Annotated in this window: 2 protein-coding genes; both read right to left on the bottom strand. The window is 59.1% G+C overall.

Translation table 11 applies throughout. The annotated features are described in order from the left end of the window. Positions 1-99: 99 nt before the first annotated feature. Complete coding sequence (locus HAQ05_RS27685) at positions 100-906, bottom strand: ATP-binding protein (protein WP_190427544.1); 807 nt, start codon at positions 904-906, stop codon at positions 100-102. After that, positions 896-1,726: a replication protein gene (locus HAQ05_RS27690; RefSeq protein ID WP_190427546.1), complete on the bottom strand. Its 831-nt coding sequence runs from the start codon at positions 1,724-1,726 to the stop codon at positions 896-898. Before HAQ05_RS27690 ends, HAQ05_RS27685 begins: the two co-directional genes overlap by 11 nt. Positions 1,727-1,792: the final 66 nt, after the last annotated feature.

Here is a 1,792-nt window from a genome sequence, read left to right on the forward strand (position 1 = left end):
GGATTGGTGCTCGGGTACCAGTGGCGAACAGCTCCCAATTGCGAAAGTGATCCCAGAGGACTTGAAGCGCTCGGCCTGTTCGTTCGATGTGGTTGGTCATCAAAATCCTTCCTTCCCGCGCTGGGATTCCCAGTTGAACAACACGACGATTGGGCCGCCCTCGCGCAACCGGTCGGCGCATCGCTCCCCAATGGCCCCAGGGAGTTCCTTGGCGCTCAGGTTCGAAACGATGACGGTGGGAAGCTCCTGCTCGTACCGGCCGTTGATGATGTTGAACAGGGTTACCAACTCGAAGTCGCTGGGCTTCTCCTTGCTCGCCCCTATCTCGTCGAGGATCAGCAGCGAGGGTTCGATCAGGCTGGCGTAGATCCCGGCCTCGGTCTGTTCGCTGTAGGTCGCGTAGGTGGCGCGGATGGACTGGAGCACCGAGCCGATGGTCCGATACACCGCGGTGTTGCTGCTGGTGTGCATGATCTCGTTGGCGATCGATACGGCCAGATGGGTCTTGCCCGTGCCTGGCTGGCCCAGCAGGAGCATGCAGCGCCCTGCCTTGGCGTGAGTGCGGAACTCACTGGCGTAGGCCTTGCACTTGGCCAGGGCCTTCACCTGGGCCGGGCTCTCGGCGCGGTAGGATTCGAAAGTCTTGCCCGCAAAACGCTTGGGGATCAGCGCGGCCCCCAGCTTGCGTTCCATCGCGATGCGCAGCATGTACGCCTCAGACTGGCGGTCGCGTTCTTCCTGCTCTTCGCGCTGGATACGGGCGCATTCGGGGCAGCCGAGGCGCATTTCGCGATCAAGGATCATGATGATCTTTTGGTCGTAAGCCCCATGGGTTGGGCATTCGGACGGCTGAATCCGGGCACCTTGAGGCAAATCGTGGGGCTCGCCGCTTTGCTCAGAACGCATAGTTTCCGTCCTCCCGAAGGGTCAGGCCGGCGGTGTAATCGCGGTCGGCAAAGCCGTGGTGGCGGCTGGCTTGCGTCGGCTGGACGGTGGTCTGCGCTGCGATGCGCTTGGTAACCCAATCCACTTCGAATCCCTGCCAGCCGTTCTCGACCGCCAGGGCGATAGCCTGGTCGGCGGTAACCCCAAAAGCCTTGCACTGGGTCAGCTTGGAGTTCAGGTTTGCCCAAACCCGGGCAGTGATCGGGGCGCGCTTGGTTTTACGCAGGGAAAGGTAATCATCGACAAGCTGCTCAGCGATGCCGTGGGGGTTGTCGGCCAGCATCTGGGTTTTACCAAACGCCTGCTTGCGATCAGCTTTTGGCTTGGCCGGATTCGAATCGCCTACAACCTCGTCAGAGGTTGTATTTGTATTTCTTTCTTTATTGTGTGGTAGAAATGCCACATTGGACGTGGCGTTATCACCACACTGTGGCGCTTGCTTTGACTTGCTTGGGTGGGTATTTTTCGTGTCGATCGACCACTCGTTAGCCGGGGCAAAACCGATGGGACTACGACTTCCACCAGTGCGATAAATCACCCGCTGACGGATCAGCTCACACATGGCGCGGGAAACGTCCTCACGGTGAATACCGGACATTTCAGCGATCACGCTGGCAGCAATGCGCGCTTCAGGAACGTTGTACCCTGCAGTGAGTCTATGGATTGCCAATGCGACACGAAGCTCCCTGCCCGACAGCTCGGCCCCTATCAGAGCCTCGTACAGGTCGTTGTCCATCCGGGTGAACCCCCTGGACTTGTCAATTGGGAAGATGTTTGTCATTATTCACTCCAGAACGTTGTGCAAGCTGCTGTAGAGAAACCACCCTGGCCGGTGGTTTTTTTTCGC

The organism is Pseudomonas typographi, assembly GCF_014694385.1.
GTDB lineage: Bacteria > Pseudomonadota > Gammaproteobacteria > Pseudomonadales > Pseudomonadaceae > Aquipseudomonas > Aquipseudomonas typographi.

Excerpts from the sequence above, each read along its gene's own strand:
- HAQ05_RS27685 (WP_190427544.1), bottom strand. The coding sequence starts at position 906 with ATGCGTTCTGAGCAAAGCGGCGAGCCCCACGATTTGCCTCAAGGTGCC.
- HAQ05_RS27690 (WP_190427546.1), bottom strand. The coding sequence starts at position 1,726 with ATGACAAACATCTTCCCAATTGACAAGTCCAGGGGGTTCACCCGGATG.